The 15,826-nt window shown below is 54.1% G+C and carries 16 protein-coding genes and 4 pseudogenes; 15 read left to right on the top strand and 5 right to left on the bottom strand.

Going from position 1 to position 15,826, the window contains the following annotated elements:
- A pseudogene (locus IKE44_RS06960) lies at nt 1-121 on the bottom strand (IS701 family transposase); the annotation flags it as partial.
- A gap of 157 nt (nt 122-278) precedes the next feature.
- On the opposite strand from IKE44_RS06960, the gene IKE44_RS06955 reads away from it, so the two are divergent.
- On the top strand, nt 279-608 hold the full coding sequence (locus IKE44_RS06955; protein WP_033010402.1) for a DUF1462 family protein: 330 nt from the start codon (nt 279-281) through the stop codon (nt 606-608).
- A 99-nt stretch (nt 609-707) separates the two neighbouring features.
- Here IKE44_RS06955 and IKE44_RS06950 read toward each other — a convergent pair.
- A pseudogene (locus IKE44_RS06950) lies at nt 708-959 on the bottom strand (NAD(P)/FAD-dependent oxidoreductase); the annotation flags it as partial.
- A gap of 435 nt (nt 960-1,394) precedes the next feature.
- On the opposite strand from IKE44_RS06950, the gene IKE44_RS06945 reads away from it, so the two are divergent.
- The 4 genes from IKE44_RS06945 (at nt 1,395) to IKE44_RS06930 (ending at nt 3,531) form a co-directional block, all read left to right on the top strand.
- Nucleotides 1,395-1,634: a YuzB family protein gene (locus IKE44_RS06945; protein ID WP_033016359.1), complete on the top strand. Its 240-nt coding sequence runs from the start codon at nt 1,395-1,397 to the stop codon at nt 1,632-1,634.
- A 131-nt stretch (nt 1,635-1,765) separates the two neighbouring features.
- On the top strand, nt 1,766-2,638 hold the full coding sequence (dapF, locus tag IKE44_RS06940) for a diaminopimelate epimerase (protein ID WP_080985697.1): 873 nt from the start codon (nt 1,766-1,768) through the stop codon (nt 2,636-2,638).
- Between the two features lie 97 nt (nt 2,639-2,735).
- On the top strand, nt 2,736-3,101 hold the full coding sequence (locus IKE44_RS06935) for a HesB/IscA family protein (RefSeq protein WP_033010406.1): 366 nt from the start codon (nt 2,736-2,738) through the stop codon (nt 3,099-3,101).
- Nucleotides 3,102-3,234: 133 nt separating this feature from the next.
- A complete protein-coding gene (locus IKE44_RS06930; RefSeq protein ID WP_033010407.1) occupies nt 3,235-3,531 on the top strand; it encodes a LapA family protein in 297 nt (98 codons plus the stop codon).
- 174 nt (nt 3,532-3,705) lie between these two features.
- Here IKE44_RS06930 and IKE44_RS06925 read toward each other — a convergent pair whose 3' ends face one another.
- A complete protein-coding gene (locus IKE44_RS06925; protein ID WP_183084032.1) occupies nt 3,706-4,704 on the bottom strand; it encodes an NAD(P)/FAD-dependent oxidoreductase in 999 nt (332 codons plus the stop codon).
- 278 nt (nt 4,705-4,982) lie between these two features.
- Here IKE44_RS06925 and IKE44_RS06920 point away from each other — a divergent pair, with 278 nt between their 5' ends.
- The 5 genes and pseudogenes from IKE44_RS06920 to IKE44_RS06900 all read left to right on the top strand — a co-directional run bounded on the left by IKE44_RS06920 (nt 4,983) and on the right by IKE44_RS06900 (nt 8,417).
- On the top strand, nt 4,983-6,206 hold the full coding sequence (locus tag IKE44_RS06920) for an NAD(P)/FAD-dependent oxidoreductase (protein ID WP_049626249.1): 1,224 nt from the start codon (nt 4,983-4,985) through the stop codon (nt 6,204-6,206).
- A 155-nt stretch (nt 6,207-6,361) separates the two neighbouring features.
- Nucleotides 6,362-6,860, top strand: a pseudogene (locus IKE44_RS06915) (NUDIX domain-containing protein).
- Between the two features lie 126 nt (nt 6,861-6,986).
- A complete protein-coding gene (locus IKE44_RS06910) occupies nt 6,987-7,124 on the top strand; it encodes a YuiA family protein (RefSeq protein WP_160315650.1) in 138 nt (45 codons plus the stop codon).
- A gap of 55 nt (nt 7,125-7,179) precedes the next feature.
- A complete protein-coding gene (locus tag IKE44_RS06905) occupies nt 7,180-7,503 on the top strand; it encodes a YuiB family protein (RefSeq protein ID WP_033016313.1) in 324 nt (107 codons plus the stop codon).
- Nucleotides 7,504-7,778: 275 nt separating this feature from the next.
- Nucleotides 7,779-8,417: a 3D domain-containing protein gene (locus IKE44_RS06900; RefSeq protein WP_033016309.1), complete on the top strand. Its 639-nt coding sequence runs from the start codon at nt 7,779-7,781 to the stop codon at nt 8,415-8,417.
- Nucleotides 8,418-8,434: 17 nt separating this feature from the next.
- Here IKE44_RS06900 and IKE44_RS06895 read toward each other — a convergent pair.
- Nucleotides 8,435-9,246 (bottom strand): annotated as a pseudogene (locus IKE44_RS06895) (cobalamin-binding protein).
- A gap of 177 nt (nt 9,247-9,423) precedes the next feature.
- Here IKE44_RS06895 and IKE44_RS06890 point away from each other — a divergent pair.
- From IKE44_RS06890 to IKE44_RS06880, 3 genes are all read left to right on the top strand, one after another.
- The gene (locus IKE44_RS06890) at nt 9,424-10,917 is read left to right on the top strand and encodes a leucyl aminopeptidase (protein WP_287465427.1); all 1,494 of its coding nucleotides are present in this window, start codon (nt 9,424-9,426) and stop codon (nt 10,915-10,917) included.
- Nucleotides 10,918-11,187: 270 nt separating this feature from the next.
- Nucleotides 11,188-11,808, top strand: a complete 621-nt coding sequence (locus tag IKE44_RS06885) for a DUF47 domain-containing protein (RefSeq protein WP_033016305.1) — start codon at nt 11,188-11,190, stop codon at nt 11,806-11,808.
- Nucleotides 11,809-11,825: 17 nt separating this feature from the next.
- Entirely contained in the window at nt 11,826-12,824 is a 999-nt protein-coding gene (locus IKE44_RS06880; protein WP_015375716.1) for an inorganic phosphate transporter, read from the top strand.
- A gap of 109 nt (nt 12,825-12,933) precedes the next feature.
- Here IKE44_RS06880 and IKE44_RS06875 read toward each other — a convergent pair whose 3' ends face one another.
- Nucleotides 12,934-13,539, bottom strand: coding sequence for a biotin transporter BioY (locus IKE44_RS06875; protein ID WP_049624328.1), 606 nt, complete (start codon nt 13,537-13,539; stop codon nt 12,934-12,936).
- A 174-nt stretch (nt 13,540-13,713) separates the two neighbouring features.
- Here IKE44_RS06875 and IKE44_RS06870 point away from each other — a divergent pair, with 174 nt between their 5' ends.
- Together IKE44_RS06870 and IKE44_RS06865 are read left to right on the top strand one after the other, a co-directional pair.
- Nucleotides 13,714-13,989: a hypothetical protein gene (locus IKE44_RS06870; RefSeq protein WP_230847101.1), complete on the top strand. Its 276-nt coding sequence runs from the start codon at nt 13,714-13,716 to the stop codon at nt 13,987-13,989.
- Nucleotides 13,990-14,116: 127 nt separating this feature from the next.
- Nucleotides 14,117-15,775, top strand: coding sequence for an IS1634 family transposase (locus tag IKE44_RS06865; RefSeq protein WP_121678308.1), 1,659 nt, complete (start codon nt 14,117-14,119; stop codon nt 15,773-15,775).
- The last annotated feature ends 51 nt before the right edge of the window (nt 15,776-15,826 follow it).

Genomic DNA, 15,826 nt, shown 5'->3' with positions numbered 1-15,826 from the left:
TGGTGGTCAAGGCATCGACAATATGAATGAGATGCTTGATGACCGGTTTGGAAAGCTGCAGCGTCAACCCCAGCGTGAAGAAAAACTTGTGGATTCCTTGGTGATGTGCTAATCTATTCATGAGACATGAACCTCCTTGTGTGAATGGGTTTTGAGCACATCTATTTTACCCAAGGAGTCCGGTTCATGTCTCCTTTTTTGTTTAGTTGTCAATTTATGTAAGTGAATTTGCTCATCTACAGTAATGATAAATTTTGTTTTCGCAAAGGATGACAACGATGACATTCAAGCCGGTTGAAATTTGTGTGTACGGGGCCGACATCATTTGTCCGTCGTGCGTGCAGCTGCCGTCGTCGAAGGAAACGTATGAGTGGCTCGAGGCCGCGCTGCGCCGCAAATATCCCGACCAGCCGTTTGTGATGACGTACGTCGACATTTTCGCGCCGCCCGCTGACGATGAGGCAAAGCGGAAACTGGCGCAGACGATCGTTGAGGAAGATTGGGTGTACCCGGTCGTGGTCGTGGAAGGGGAAGTCGTGGCCGAAGGCAATCCGCGGCTGAAGTCGATTTATGCGGAAATGGAGAAATACGGCTACCGCTCATCGTAAGCGGCAGGTGAACGCCATCTAAAGAGAAGGCGGGGAGTCCTCCGCCGCTTTTGTTGGCGTGAATGAACAGGAAGCCAAAGCGGCCGCCTGCTCAGCAGGTTAATACCCATGATGGTACTTGTACATCCATAAAATGCCCGACTTTAACAGGCGCGGCACGCGTCCGGTGAGCGGGCGGTCCGCGACGAGGCCGAAGCCGTGTTTTTTGCCGAGTGAGCCGAGAATGCCTTTCAGCTTGATCGGCGGGAATTCGCTCGGCGGCTCTTCGCCGTTCCACCGTTTTTGCAGCACTTGGACGATTTGCTCCGCCTGCGCTTCGGCGAGCTGGGCGCTTGGCAAATGCGGCAGGCTTGTGTCCAGTTTCGTAAGCCGCCAATGCCATAAACATAAAAAACATCCATGAGTAAGCTTTTACTCGCCACCCAAACATAAAAATAACCGCTCATGGATTCATTATTTTCACGGAAAAGTATAGCGAATTGTGACAAAAGAACAACAATTTTTCTGGACGGCCGCCTTGGAGGCGCATAAGCTGACAAACCGCATCGTTTGGCGCTGAGAGCGCTCAACCGAAGCGGCATGGCGGCTTCCCTGTCGACGGTCGGCGTCGTGCGTTCAGCGTCATGCCGTCGCTTGCGCCTTTTCTCAACTTGAGAAACCTTGCGCCAGCGCTTTTGATTTTCTCAAACTGGAGGGACGCTCTTTTTCCGCGCCCTTCTCGTGAGCATGTCCGTTGACGCCGCGCCGCAAAACGGCTACGATGGGAAGCAGGAAGGTGAACAGGCGATGATTTTGCCGGTCATAGAATTTTGCATCAGCAACTTGGCGAGCGGGTCGTACAAAGCGATGGAAATGCTTGAAAAAGACCCGAATTTGGACATCATCGAATACAGCTGCTTAAGCTATTGCACGCGTTGTGCGGAAACGTTGTTTGCGCTCGTCAACGGCGAATTTGTCAGCGGTGAGACGCCGGAGCAGCTGGTGGAAAATATTTATAAACATTTGGAAGAAAATCCGATGTTTTGACTGAAAAAAGGAGGATGCCTGCAAGCGGCATCCTCTTCAATGTATATGAAAAAACGGGGGATATTCCCATTTTGTCCACACAAAGGATTCAATATACGCAAAAGGTGAAAAATTTTTCGGGAGGGCATATCGTGCGATCGTTTTCGTTTACGAAAATGCATGGGTTAGGAAATAGTTATATTTACGTCGATTTGTTTCGGGAAACGTTGCCGGAAGACGAGTTGCCGGCGATCGCCCGCCGCGTGTCGGATGTCAACACCGGCATCGGTTCGGATGGCTTGATCCTCATTTGCCCGTCCGATGAGGCGCCGGTGAAAATGCGCATCTTTAACAGCGACGGCTCGGAAGGGAAAAACTGCGGGAACGGCTTGCGCTGCGTGGCAAAATATGCGTATGAGCACGGCCTCGTCCGCGGCCGCTCGTTTTTGATTGAAACGCTCTCCGGGCTTGTCGAGGCGGAAGTCGCTGTCCAAAACGGCAAGGTAGCGAGCGTGACCGTCGATATGGGCGAACCGCGCCTCGCGCGGAGCGCTATTCCGATGGCCGGGCCGGAAGCGGCGCAGGTGGTCGCCGAGCCGTTTGTGGTAAACGGGCGCGAATATACAATTACCGCCGTTTCGATGGGAAACCCGCACGTCATTTTTTATGTCGAGGACATTGACGAAGCGCCGGTGACGACGCTCGGCCCGCTTGTCGAGAAAGATCCGCGCTTTCCGGAAGGGGTGAACGTCGAGTTTGTCGAAGTCGTCAATGAACGCGAGCTTCATTTCCGCGTCTGGGAGCGCGGCTCCGGCGTGACGCAGGCGTGTGGAACCGGAGCGTGCGCGGCCGTCGTCGCTTCGGTGTTGAACGGCAAAACGGCGCGCGGAGTGGAAACGGTCGTCCATTTGGCCGGCGGCGATTTGCGCATCGTCTGGGGGCATGACGGGCGTGTACGCATGACCGGGCCGGCGGAGACGGTGTGCACTGGCGTGTATTTTTACGAAAGCGGGCAGAACGGTTGAGCACCCGGATGGGAAAGCGGTATACTATAAGCAAAGAGAAAAAAGAGGCAAAACGAGACCGGTTGGAAAGACGAGAACATGGAAAGGAGAGAGTCCAATGGCGGAAGCGATCGTGACGCTGACCGAAGCGGCGGCGTTTCAAATTAAGGACATGATGAAGGAGCAGGAAGAAGAGCACGCCTACCTGCGCGTCGGCGTCCATGGCGGCGGCTGCAGCGGGCTGTCGTACGGCATGGGCTTTGAGCACGAGCGGCGCGATGATGATATTGAATTCGAACAGCACGGGATTAAAATTTTGGTCGACCGCGACAGTGCCCCGATTTTGCGCGGCACGGTCATCGACTACAAGCAGTCTTTGCTTGGTGGCGGGTTTACGATCAACAACCCGAACGCCATCGCAACATGCGGCTGCGGCTCGTCGTTCCGCACCGCAACGAACGCCGGCACGCCGGAGCAATGTTAGCCGAATGGCATGAAATGCGCTGTTCAACGTATCAATCGTCCCCGGCGCACCGGGGCAATGCCGAGTGAACGGCTGAAGCCGCCCGTCGCCGGAGGCCGTTTCCAGACGGCCGTCAAAGGAAGGGGGAGCGCCGATGAAAGGGCAGTTGAATTTGTTGCTGGCGCTCGTGTTGGCGCTTGTCATCGCTCTTATGGCAGTGGCCAATGTCGAGCAAGTGACGATCCATTATTTGGCCGGTGAAACCCGCCTGCCGCTCATTGTCGTCATTTTCGGATCGGCGATTGTTGGCGGTCTCGTTGTCGGCATGCTTGGTTGGGTGCGCTTGTTCAGCTTGCAGCGGCGGTTGAAGGCGGCGGAAAAGAAAAATGAGGAACTGGCAGCGCTTTTGGAGCAAACAGAGCGGCTGGATACGGCGGCCGCGAAAGAATAGCGCAATGAAAAACGAGCCCTGCTGCGACCGGGCGGCGGTTTCCGCCCGATTTGGCAGGGCGCGTTTTTTTTTGCGTCAAACATTCTGGTTCCGTCGGGCTGTTGTTTTGGCAAGTACTGTTTTTCGTTCGTGTTATAGGCGAATCCGTTTCGGCGGTCGCCGCTTTTTTGCCGCTTAAAAGAGCGACGTGGAGTGCGCCGGCTGCATCCGCGCCGTCGGGTCGATGTACGTTTTCGCGCTGCTGATGGCGATCGGCGCTTCACCGAAGCCGCAGGCGATCAGCTTGATTTTGCCGTCGTATGTGCAAATGTCGCCGGCCGCATACACGCCGGGGATGTTCGTTTCCATGCGCGAGTTGACTTTGATCGCATTTTTTTCGATGTCAAGCCCCCAGTTTTTGATCGGGCCGAGCGACGAAATAAAGCCGTAGTTGACCACGACGGCGTCGACATCGATCGTTTCTTTCGCGCCTTCTTTCACATGCTCGAGGACGACCTGGCGGATGCCTTGGTCATCGCCGATGAGCTCGACCGGCACAAACGGCGTTTTCACGTGCACGCTTGACTTCATCAACTGTTCGACGCTATGTTCATGGGCGCGGAATTTGTCACGGCGATGCACAATCATGACGCTTTCGGCGATCGGTTCGAGCATGAGCGACCAGTCGACGGCCGAATCGCCGCCGCCGCAGACGAGCACGCGCTTTCCGGAAAACTGCCCCAAGTCGTTGATGAAGTAATGTAAGTTTTTTCCTTCATAGCGGGGAGCGCTTTCGATTTCGAGCCGACGCGGCTGAAAGGCGCCGTTTCCGGCGGTGATGATGATCGTTTTCGAATAATGGATTTGTTGATTGGTGACGAGTTTAAACGTTCCGTCCCCCTGCTTTTCGAGCGTGTCGACCGACTCGTTCAGGCAGACGGTCGGCGAAAATAGGTCCATCTGCTCTTTCAGCTGGTTGACAAGCTCTTGGGCGCGCACTTTCGGAAACCCGGCGACATCGTATATGTATTTTTCCGGATACAACGCAGCCAGCTGCCCTCCAAGCTGCGGAAGGCTTTCGATAATTTTCACTTTCATTTGCCGCAAGCCGCCGTAAAACGCGGCAAACATCCCGGTCGGCCCGCCGCCGATGATCGTGACGTCATAAAGATTCCGATCCTCTTTCACCGACATTCCTCCCCGCATATAAATAATGGCCTTACAAGTTTATCTTACCATAAATGCGCGCCGTTATAACGGAGAATTTTTGCCGGGCCGGCGGAAAAAAAGGGCTTGAAAAGAGGCAAAAAAAGAACTAATATGGTTGTGGATAGATTGTTAATTTTTTGTGACAATCTGTCGACATTTTTTTGAAGGTTAACGTGAATACTTTCACAAACTTCGCTCAATAAAAATGGGGGCCGAAGCAAAAGCTATCAGAAACGTGTGGAAAAAAATTAAAAAGGGTGGAAGTGATTCAAGTGAGAAAACCAAACGTTGTCATTTTAGGGGCTGGCTATGGCGGGCTCATGACGACCGTCCGCCTGCAAAAACTTGTCGGGGTGAACGAGGCGAACATTACGCTTGTCAACAAACATGACTACCATTATGAAACGACATGGCTCCATGAAGCGTCGGCCGGCACGTTGCACCATGACCGCGTCCGCTATCCGATCCGCGACGTCATTGATCGCAGCAAGGTGAAATTCGTCCAAGATACGGTGACGAAAATCGTGCCGGGCGAAAAGAAAGTGCTGCTTGAAAATGGAGAGCTGACGTACGATTATCTCGTCATCGCCCTCGGATTCGAATCGGAGACGTTCGGCATCAAAGGGCTGAAAGAGTACGCGTTCTCGATCGCCAACATCAACGCGGCGCGGCAAATCCGCGAGCATATCGAGTACCAGTTTGCGACGTACAACACGGAAGAGGAAAAGAAAGACGAGCGGCTGACGATCGTGGTCGGCGGGGCCGGGTTCACCGGCATCGAGTTTTTGGGCGAGCTCGTCAACCGCATTCCGGAGCTGTGCCGCGAATATGACGTCGATCCGCACAAAGTGCGCATCATTTGCGTCGAAGCGGCGCCGACCGCGCTGCCGGGCTTCGATCCGGAGCTTGTCGAATACGCGGTGAGCCAGCTCGAGCGCAAAGGAGTGGAGTTTAAAATCGGCACCGCCATTAAAGAGTGCACGCCGGATGGCATCATTGTCGCGAAAGGTGATGATGTCGAGGAAATTAAAGCCGGCACGGTCATTTGGGCGGCCGGCGTGCGCGGCAGCCGCGTCATCGAGGAATCTGGGTTTGAAGCGGCGCGGGCGCGCATTAAAGTGGACCCGTACTTGCGTGTCCCGGGGCATGAAGACATTTTCGTCGTCGGCGACTGTTCGCTCGTCATTGATGAAGAAACGAACCGCCCGTATCCGCCGACGGCACAAATCGCCATGCAAGAAGGCCAGCTGTGCGCGAAAAACTTGGCGGTGCTCATCCGTGGACAAGGGGAGCTGGAGCCGTTTAAGCCGGATATTAAAGGGACGGTTTGCTCGCTCGGCCATGACGATGCGATCGGCGTTGTGTTCGGCAAAAAGTTGTGGGGAACGAAAGCGAGCTTCATGAAAAAAGTCGTCGACAACCGCGCTTTGTATTTGATCGGCGGTGCATCGCTCGTCATGAAAAAAGGGAAATTCAAGTTTTTCTGATGAAGGCCAAAAGAGGGCGCTCCCATCGCCAGGGGCGCCTTTTCTCATGGATGTTTCCGTTCGGGCCGGCTCTTTTTTATATGGCGGCTGACAGGGAACGGCTGCTTTCTTGTCGAAATACAAACAGGAACAACGATGGGAAAAGGATGAGGATGATGGACCACAAACGCGGAAACGTATGGATTGCCTCGGCCGGGCTTGTGATCAACGAAGCGGGCGAATGGCTTGTCGTCAAGAAAGCCTACAGCGGGCTGAAAGGCAAATGGTCGTTGCCGGCTGGATTCGTCAAGCCGGGGGAGATGCTTGACGAGGCGGCCGTCCGCGAAGTGAAAGAGGAGACGGGAATCGACGCCGAGCCGGTCGTGTTTCTCGGTTTGCGCACCGGGGTCATCGACGGAGAGATCAGCGACAATTTGGCGATGTTTCTTCTCCGCCCATTGTCGGCCGCCATTACCGTGCAGGCGGGCGAATTGTCGGCCGCTGCTTTTTTAAGCAAGGCGGCGTTCCGCGACGGCCCGAACACGTCCGGGCTGCTTCGCTATTTATTGGCGCTTGAGCCACTCGTCTCCCTTCCCCCGCATAACGGGCTGAACCCGGGTGATCCGGTTTGGGTACACGAAGTACCGCCTTTACTTAAAATCGTCAAAATCATAAGAATAATGGAGAAAATGAAAGCGAGGCGCCGATGTATTCGATTACATGAACGAAAACAGAGAAGAATCGCTATTTTTTACAGAAAATTTTGATATATTAACAAAAAAGAAGTGGAGGGGAAGAAGAATGGCACAAACGGCGACGACGACCGATTGCGTGTACTGCGGTGGCCACGGATACGTCCAGCTTTTGCTCGGCGGATCGGAAACGTGCTGCGGCTGCCAAGGGACGGGAAGCGAGACGGAAGACGACGATGAGCATTGACTTGTCATCCGCCCATCCAGTACACTGAAAAAGGGTGTAAGGTAGGGAAGGGCGGATGCAAATGAGTTTGCCGGTTGTACTCATTTCGATGCTTTTATTTTTCGTCTTATTTTTCGGCATCGGATTTTTGTTAAATATGTTGTTGCGCATGACATGGATCATGGCTGTTTGCTTTCCGGTCATTGCGGTGTTCATTATTGACGATGTGCCATGGAAGCAGTATTGGACCGATCCGGCCGCCTCGTTTTCGGCGCTCGGCCGGAAAATCGCCTCGCTGGAAACGGCTGATTTGTTGATTTTGGCGAGCGGCTTTGCCGGCGCCCTTTGCGCCGGATGGGCGATCCGCACGCTGCGGGCGAAAGGCTATCAAATGTTCTAAGACATTTCGGATCGATCATGCTGCCCGATCGGTTGTATTTTTCGCAAAAGGGTATCAAAGGTGTTCAGGCGTCTCCGCGCAAGCGGGGGCGTTTTTTATTTTTGCGCGCCACCGTGTCTGCGGCGGCGTTTTTTCATGTTGCGGCGATGCCGGAGGGCGCCGCGGAACAGGCGCTTGGAGTCCGGTGTCATGCGTTTTTTCGATTGGCCCGCCGTTGCAATGAATATTTCGATTTTGGTTGGAGATAAATAGAGGTGTGAGAGGAGTTGAGATCATTGGATAGGTTCAGGCAGTTTGCACGCCGGACCGCGATGACGGTGTTGTTTTTCCTAGCGCTCACCGCGACGTTCCAGTCTGTTTCCGGAGTCGAGGCGGAAACGGTTCTCCGCTCCTTGTCGAGCGCATTATTGGTCGAGCATGAGCCGAGTGGCGGGACAAACGGCCGCCCGAAAAGCGGCAGTCGCTCCGCCCCGCGGCTTGAGGATCATTTTGACTGGTCAAAATATCCTTCCGTTGAAGTGGTCGCCACCGGCTATACAGCCGGCATTGAATCGACCGGGAAAACGCCTGATCACCCTGAGTATGGCATCACGTACTCCGGCGTCCGCGTGAAGCGCGACCTTTATTCGACGATTGCTGCCGATTTATCGATCTTTCCGATCGGCACGATTTTGTTCATCCCCGGATACGGGTTCGGCGTCGTCGCCGACAAAGGCGGGGCGATCAAAGGCCATCATCTTGATTTATATTATGAAACGGTCGAAGATGTCTATAAATATTGGGGAAAAAGGAAAGTGCAAGTTTACATTATCCAAAAAGGGGACGGCAAGCTGTCGGAGGAAGAATTGACGCGGTTGAACGAGGATGAAACGATGCAAGTGTTCCGGCAGCAATATTTGGAATCGAAAAGTTAAAGGAGGGCTCCCGCCCGTCAGCCGCCAAGGAGCGGATCGCTGTCGTCAGCGGGAGGAAACAGCGCCGGATGCAAAAGCGGCGACAATTTTTTAATCCGACCAAGAGGCGCGGAGACGGACGGCAATAGAGCGCTTCTTCCAACACGTGGATGCGCCCGGCATGGACCGCCTCAGTCTTGTCGGCGTGCGGGCGCGCGATAACGGCGTTGGCGTTCATGTTTTTCGTCTGCACGCCGACCCAAACGAGCAGGACGTGCGACGGGTTGCGGGCGACGACGTCTTCCCATTCCGTCTGGACGCTCGCTTCTGGAAGGTCGGCGAACACGTTGTGCCCGCCGGCGAGTTCGCTTAGTTCGCTCAGCCAGTTTGCCCCGCCCGGCGTGAAAATCGGCCGCGGCCACCATTCCCAATAGAGGCGAGCCGGCTCCGCCACCGTTGCGGCCCGCTCGCGGTATTCGCTGAGAAATGCGCGGTAGCGGCGGACGAGGTCGGCCACTTTTTTCGTTTCGCCAAGCGCCTCGCCGAGCTGAAGGAGATCGTTGGCGATGTCCTCAAGCGAATTCGACGCCAGCACGAGATGCGGGAGCCCGCGCCGTTTGAGTTCCTCGACGTTGCGCTCCATGCCGGGCACGCTTAAAGAGGCGACGACCAGGTCAGGCTTGAGCGCCTCGACGCGGTCCATATCAATGTGCAAATCCGGCCCGACGTTTGGCAGCTGCTTCACCTCGGGCGGCCAGTCGGACGAATCGTCGACGGCGGCGACATCGTCAAGGCGGCCGAGATAGGCGAGCAGTTCGGTGTTGCTTGGACATAAGGAAACGATTTTCAACGGCATCGGTCCTTTCTGCATCGGAGTATGGTTATCCATTCGCCCCATCCCGCCTTTTTCCCTCTTTCGCCCCCCTTGTTTTTAAATATGGGGAATTCATCCATTAGATGATCGAAATAATTGGCTTGTTTCGCTATAATGAAGACGGGAAGGCATAATCATAGAAAGGATGAGACGATGTTTACGGTAAAGCCATTGCCGTCTGTCGAAACGAACGAGGAAGCGTTGGTCATCGGCTTGTTTGAAGGGGGGCAGCCGTTTGCCGGCCTTGCCGACGAGTATGACGCCCGCCTTGGCGGACAGCTGTCCGGACTGTGGAAGGAAGGCGACATTTCCGCGAAACGGGGGAGCATCGCCGTGATTCACCCGCTTTTGCCGGCCGGGGCGAAACGACTCTATTTTGTCGGGCTCGGCAAAAAAGAGGAGCTGACGTTTGCGCGGCTGCGCGAGGTGTTCGGCAAGCTGTTTCGCGCGTTGAAGCAGGCGAAGCGGACGAAAGCGGCGGTCGCGCTTGACACGTTTACGGCCGGGGACGTCGACGAAAACGAAGCCGCGCATGCGCTTGCTGAAGCGTATTATTTGGCGACGTATGAGTTCCCGGGATACAAGCAAAACAGGCGAGAGCGGGACTATGAGATGAAATCGCTCACCGTTTATACGGGGGCGGACGCAGCGGACATCGAGGCGAGCTTGTTCGTCGGTTCGGTATACGGGAAGGCGACGAACTCGGCGCGCACGCTCGTCAACACGCCGGGGAATTTGCTGACGGCGTCCGATTTGGCGGATTATGCCGTAAAGCTCGCTGACCGATACGATTTTGACTATGAAATTTTGGAGAAAGAAGACATGGAGCGGCTCGGCATGGGAGCGCTGCTCGCGGTCAACCAAGGGTCGAAGCAGCCGCCGAAATTGATCATGTTGAAATATCAAGGGAAAGAAAAATGGGAAGACGTGATCGCCCTCGTCGGCAAAGGGGTGACGTTCGACACAGGCGGCTACTGCCTGAAGCCGCGCGACAGCATGGTTGATATGAAAACGGATATGGCCGGCGCGGCGGCGGTGTTCGGGGCGATGGAAGCGATCGGCGAACTGCGGCCGGAACAAAACGTGCTCGCCGTCATCCCGGCGACTGACAATATGATCAGCGGCGAGGCGTTCAAACCGGATGATGTCATCACATCGCTGTCCGGAAAAACGATCGAAGTCCGCAACACGGACGCTGAAGGACGGCTCATTTTGGCCGATGCGGTGACTTATGCGAAACAGCACGGCGCCAGCTATATCATCGATGTCGCCACGCTGACAGGCGGAGTGATCGTCGCCCTTGGCACGGACAAAACAGGAGCGATGACGAACAACGAGGCGCTGTTTGAGCAGCTGCTGGAAGCATCGATGGAAACCGGGGAGTTCATTTGGCGGCTGCCGATCACCGAACACGACCGCGAGCGGGTGCGAAGCAGCAAAATCGCCGATTTGAACAACTCTCCGGGGCGCGAAGGGCACGCCATTATGGGCGGGGCGTTTATTGGCGAGTTTGCCGAAGACACCCCGTGGGTGCATTTGGACATTGCCGGCACGGCGACTGCAAAGAAAGATGGCGACCTCGGCCCGGCTGGGGCGACGGGTGTCATGGTGCGGACGCTCACCGCGTTTGTTGAACGGTTTGAATAAGCAAGACGCAAGCGGCGCTGCGATCGCCTAATTCAAGCAGGACGGGCTGAGCCGGCGGCCGCGCGATGTCGAATGGGAAAGCCGAAGCAAATGTGCATAGCTTCGGCTTTTGTTTGGCACGCTACATAATATATGGGCAGGAAAAGCGAACAAAATGTAAAGGTAATGTAAATTTTGTGTAAAATTTTTGATTGTCTTATTGTAAATGCTGTGTAAATTACTACAATAAGTAGCGGTGATTTTCGAATTCTGAGATGGAGGGTGGTCTCAATGATCTTTTCCCCAAAAAAGGACGTTTTCTTCGACATGTTGTTTAAGATTTCGGAAAATGTCAAGGAAGCAGCCCAATACTTTGTTGAGTATAAAATCCGAGGCGTGAGCGACTTGAAAGAATTCGCCCGCGTCATGAAAGAGTATGAACGGAAAGGCGATTCGTTCATCCATGAGCTTGTCGTCCAATTGAACAAAACGTTCATTACGCCGATTGAACGGGAGGACATCCATCAGCTGGCGATGAAAATGGATGATGTGCTTGACGGGCTTGAACAATGCTCCGCCCGGTTTGAAATGTTCTCATTCACGGACATTGACGAACATATGGTGAAGTTCTTCGACTATATTTACCAAAGCACGATCGAAATCGTTCATGCGCTCGAACTGCTGTCGCACAAAAAGTTGCTTGACATGCGCCAGCACGCCATTAAAATCAAGGATTACGAAACGAAATGCGACGAAATTTTGCGCGCTTCGATCAAAAACTTGTTTGTGACGCAAAAAGACCCGATTAAGCTCATCCAATACAAAGAGCTTTACGAAATGTTGGAAGAGATTGCTGACAGCTGTGAAGATGTCGCGAATACGCTCGAGACGATCATTATGCGCAACGCGTAAAAGGGGACGTTGTTTTTATGGATATGATTTTAGTCTTGACGATATTCATTGTGGTTTTCGCGTTGGCGTTTGACTTTATTAACGGGTTCCACGATACCGCGAACGCCATTGCGACGTCGGTGTCGACGAGAGCGCTCACGCCGCGCCAAGCCATTATTTTGGCTGCAACGATGAACTTTATCGGCGCGCTCACCTTCACCGGTGTCGCGAAAACGATTACGAAAGACATTGTCGATCCATTCACCCTTGAGAACGGTTCTCTCGTCATTTTGGCAGCGCTGGTTGCTGCCATTGCCTGGAACTTAATTACGTGGTATTATGGCATTCCGAGCAGCTCGTCGCATGCACTCATCGGTTCGGTCGCCGGGGCAGCCATTTCCGCCGCTGGCTGGGATGTAATCCATTACCAAGGTTTTCTTAAAATTTTGGAATCATTGATTATTTCTCCATTTTTGGCGATGGGTGTTGGGTTTGTCATTATGAGTTTGTTTCGTTTCTTATTTAAAGACGCCAATTTAACAAGAACAACCAAAGGGTTTCGTCTATTTCAAGTTGTAACGGCTGCATTGCAGGCGTATACGCATGGAACGAATGACGCCCAAAAAACGATGGGCATCATTACGATGGCGCTGATCGCTGCCGAAATGCACCACTCAGATGTCGTGCCGGAATGGGTGCGCATTTCTGCCGCCTTAGCCATGGGATTGGGGACGGCTGTCGGCGGATGGAAGATCATCAAAACGGTCGGTGGAAAAATTATGAAAATCCGCCCTGTCAATGGGGCGGCAGCGGACTTATCCTCGGCGCTCGTCATTTTTTCCGCCACGTTGTTGCATTTGCCAGTCAGTACGACGCACGTCATTTCCTCGGCCATCATGGGGGTCGGCGCCGCCCAACGGGTGAAAGGCGTCAAATGGGGCGTCGCCCGCCGCATTGTGCTGACATGGATCATCACCTTGCCAGTGTCAGCGTTGATTGCTGGGTTTGTGTACCAGGTTCTCCGTTTATTTTTCTAACGAATGAAAGAGGGTGTCCCAACAGATCGGGACACCCTTTCTTATTGTTTTTCCTATGTTGTGTTTTGTTTAAGGAAAATTTCCCTTTTGGGTCAGACTCTTTTCGTGTTTAGGCCGCCGAACGGTCCGCGGCGGAGGAGCGTCCGATCGCCCGGCAAATCCTTGGGGCGATCAAGCCGGCGACGATCGACAACAAAATGTCTTTCGGCAGCGGGGCAAGCATCCAGCCCCACACCATGCCGTACGAAAGCCCTTCCGGCGCTTCCGCCCATAGTTTGTACGCCATGTACATCCAGTTCGTGCCGATGACATAGTTGATGACCATGCCAACGAGTGCGGCGGTGACGAAACGAGCTTTTGACGCCGGCTGCGGGCCGCGGTTGATGACCCATCCGGTCGCATAAGCGGCAACGATAAACGAAAGAATGAAGCCAAATGTCGGTTGGAAAATCATCGACAGTCCGCCGTTGAATTTAGCAAACACCGGCACACCGGCGAGGCCGACGAGCATGTACACAATCATCGCCACCGCACCGAGCCGCCGCCCGAGCACCGCTCCGGCCAAGACGCAGAAAAACGTCTGCAGCGTAATGGGAACACCGCCGACGACAAGAAACGGCGCCCACGACGTAATGTTCGCCCCGATCGCCATCAAGGCGACGAACATGGCGGCGAGCGTCATGTCAATCGGTCGAAGCGAAGTCCGTCGCTCCATATGTAAACCTCCTTTTTTTGTTCGTTAACAAAATCGTACCGAACAATCGCTAGGCTGTCAATTCTCTTTTTTCGGCGGATGATAAAGCGGCTTGGGGGGATGATAAAGAAAAAACGACTCCTCGAGCGCTTCATGTGGACAACGCGGCGAGGAGCGTGAAAGGAGGTCTTGTCAATGGATCGGTTCGTGCCGGATGAGGAGCTGAAACGGGCGAGCAAAATCGGAGCGAACGAAGACATCATTCATACGAGCAAAAATGACGAGGGCTACGATTTGCGCACCCGGCGGAAATCGGGGCTCGGCAGCCGACGGATGAAAACGGCAATGCGTGAAAGAAGGGGCGCGGATGGACGGATAAGAAAATCGTCTTGGTCCGGAAAGATCGAGCGAAAAAAGAGGAAGATGGCCGTCTCCCCATCGTGTTCCCTTAGAGTGGTTTCGTCGTTCTGATAAAATGCTGCGGGCTCGAATGCTGTACTCACATTTCGCACCCTCCCAACGAAAATCGGGAGGATTTTTTGTGTCCATCGTCGAATGAATCCTTGACATACAAGGAAAGTGAAGGAGTTTTTCTCTCATGAACGTTCAAGTCAAAAAGGTCTATCGCAATTATTATTTGAATATAATAAGTGCCCTATTCAAGAAACTGGGCCTGCCCCAATTGATTGACCATCTCGTTCCCGTTGATCCACAGTGCCAGACTCGAGTCAGCGATGCCGTTCAGGCCATCCTCTACAATGTGTTTGACGGCCGGCAAGCCCTCGTTCACGTGGAACGATGGGCTCAGGAGATCGATCTAGAGAAACTCATCCGTCCCGGTCTCCATCCTTCCTGGTTGAACGACGATGCCTTGGCTCGTCATCTCGACCGCTTGTATGAGGCCGATATTCACAAGGTGATCAGCACTTGCTTGATTCACATTTATCGCAAAGAAGGCCTTTCCCTCCGAGCCTTTCACGCCGATACGACGGACAAGACGGTTTACGGCGCGTATGAATCGGCCTCATTAGAGGCTTTGCAGATCACACATGGCTATAACCGCCATCATCGTTGGCAAAAACAGATCGGCTTCGGACTGGTCGGCAACGAGGACGGCATCCCGTTTTACGGCGATGTGCACGACGGCAACCTGCCTGACAAAACGTGGAATCCGGAGGTGCTGTCCCGTGTCCACGAACAGCTCAAACAAGCCAAGATGGAAGACGAATGGATTTACGTGGCCGATTCCGCCGCGATGACAAAAGACACTCTGGCGCAAACCAAAGCGGCCAACGCCTTTTTGATCACCCGAGGCCCTTCGTCGCTTCGGATCGTGAAACGGGCATTAGCGGAGGCCGATTCGCCTCACATCCCGTGGAGCGAACCCTTTACCCTGGCGGAGAGAAACGGCGCCACGTACCGGGTATGGGAAACATCCTCCACCTATGAAGGCCACCCCGTTCGGCTGATCGTCGTCGAATCGAGTGCGCTCGACCAGCGAAAAGGAAAGACGCTCGAAAAAGAACGAACCAAAGAAGCGGAGCTTCTTCGCGAGGAACAAGCCCATTGGGAGCGCCACCCTTTCTCGTGCCGGGAAGACGCCGAACAAGCCTTGGCGTCCCTCAAGACGTCCCTTCGCCCACGGTTTCATCAGGTCAAGGCCGCGGTCGAAGAGATCGTACGCCCGAAAAAACGGCGCGGACGGCCGAAAAAAGGGGCGGAACCCGAGATGGAGACGCGGTATCTCTTGCGCCTTGACGTCGAATTCGACCAAAACGCGTGGGAACAGGCAAGACGGAAAGCGTCCCGGTTTGTCCTCGTCACGACCGTTCCGAAGGAATGGAAGGGCCAACCCATGGATGCCCAAGAGATCTTGAAGCTGTATAAAGGGCAGATCTCGGTGGAAATGAACTTCGCTTTTTTGAAAGATCCGTTTTTCACGGATGAGATTTACGTCAAAAAACCAGAACGGGTCGCGGTATTGGGCTATTTGTTTCTGTTGGCCTTGGCGATTTACCGCGTTTTTCAGCGCCGAGTGCGTCAGTTTATTACTCCAGAACACCCGTTGAAGGGTCCTGGAGGCCGCAAGCTGACCCGACCGACGGGGCAGGCGATTTTCCAGCTGTTTCAATATGTGAACGTCGTCCTCCTGGAGCTGCCGGATGGACGCATCCAACGCTCACTGGATCGCTCCCTCACCCCTGAACAACGAAGGATTCTGCAGGGGTTGGGGCTGGATGAGAGCATTTACGTGTAACGTCATACGGAACGACCAGCGATGGTAAAAAAAGGATAGCCATCGCTCGTC

The sequence above is a fragment of the Geobacillus sp. genome (genome assembly GCF_017515625.1).
GTDB classification, from domain to species: Bacteria; Bacillota; Bacilli; order Bacillales; family Anoxybacillaceae; genus Geobacillus; species Geobacillus stearothermophilus.
This window is presented reverse-complemented; position numbering and strand designations above follow the sequence as displayed.

Excerpts from the sequence above, each read along its gene's own strand:
- IKE44_RS06875 (WP_049624328.1), bottom strand. The coding sequence starts at position 13,539 with ATGGAGCGACGGACTTCGCTTCGACCGATTGACATGACGCTCGCCGCC.
- IKE44_RS06945 (WP_033016359.1), top strand. The coding sequence starts at position 1,395 with ATGATTTTGCCGGTCATAGAATTTTGCATCAGCAACTTGGCGAGCGGG.
- IKE44_RS06910 (WP_160315650.1), top strand. The coding sequence starts at position 6,987 with ATGGCACAAACGGCGACGACGACCGATTGCGTGTACTGCGGTGGCCAC.
- IKE44_RS06935 (WP_033010406.1), top strand. The coding sequence starts at position 2,736 with ATGGCGGAAGCGATCGTGACGCTGACCGAAGCGGCGGCGTTTCAAATT.
- IKE44_RS06905 (WP_033016313.1), top strand. The coding sequence starts at position 7,180 with ATGCAAATGAGTTTGCCGGTTGTACTCATTTCGATGCTTTTATTTTTC.
- IKE44_RS06930 (WP_033010407.1), top strand. The coding sequence starts at position 3,235 with ATGAAAGGGCAGTTGAATTTGTTGCTGGCGCTCGTGTTGGCGCTTGTC.
- IKE44_RS06925 (WP_183084032.1), bottom strand. The coding sequence starts at position 4,704 with ATGTCGGTGAAAGAGGATCGGAATCTTTATGACGTCACGATCATCGGC.
- IKE44_RS06885 (WP_033016305.1), top strand. The coding sequence starts at position 11,188 with ATGATCTTTTCCCCAAAAAAGGACGTTTTCTTCGACATGTTGTTTAAG.
- IKE44_RS06890 (WP_287465427.1), top strand. The coding sequence starts at position 9,424 with ATGTTTACGGTAAAGCCATTGCCGTCTGTCGAAACGAACGAGGAAGCG.
- IKE44_RS06880 (WP_015375716.1), top strand. The coding sequence starts at position 11,826 with ATGGATATGATTTTAGTCTTGACGATATTCATTGTGGTTTTCGCGTTG.
- IKE44_RS06955 (WP_033010402.1), top strand. The coding sequence starts at position 279 with ATGACATTCAAGCCGGTTGAAATTTGTGTGTACGGGGCCGACATCATT.
- IKE44_RS06870 (WP_230847101.1), top strand. The coding sequence starts at position 13,714 with ATGGATCGGTTCGTGCCGGATGAGGAGCTGAAACGGGCGAGCAAAATC.
- IKE44_RS06865 (WP_121678308.1), top strand. The coding sequence starts at position 14,117 with ATGAACGTTCAAGTCAAAAAGGTCTATCGCAATTATTATTTGAATATA.